The sequence below is a fragment of the Rhizohabitans arisaemae genome (assembly GCF_025996515.1).
GTDB lineage: Bacteria > Actinomycetota > Actinomycetes > Streptosporangiales > Streptosporangiaceae > Rhizohabitans > Rhizohabitans arisaemae.
The window spans coordinates 1-229 of the sequence record NZ_BLRH01000058.1 but is presented as its reverse complement, the minus strand read 5'-3'; the positions used below and the strand labels follow the sequence as shown (position 1 = coordinate 229).

At 66.4% G+C, this 229-nt stretch carries 1 pseudogene; it reads right to left on the bottom strand.

The annotated features are described in order from the left end of the window. A pseudogene (locus RUR_RS28505) lies at positions 1 to 229 on the bottom strand (hypothetical protein); the annotation flags it as partial.

The window sequence follows — 229 nt, the reverse complement described above, 5'->3', positions numbered from 1 at the left end:
TTGAGAAGTTTCCTGATCTCCCTGATCAGCGCGTCGAGCGAACCGTCGTCCCCGCCGGCCACCCGCAACCCCGAAACAGGCAGGCCACCCGTGAGACCACCCAGGCCCCCCGTGACCCCGCCGAGCTGGCCGGTCAGGTCACCCGTGGGCAGGTTGTCCGCTGTGATCCCGTCCAGCAGGCCGTTGAGAAGTTTCCTGATCTCCCTGATCAGCGCGTCGAGCGAACCGT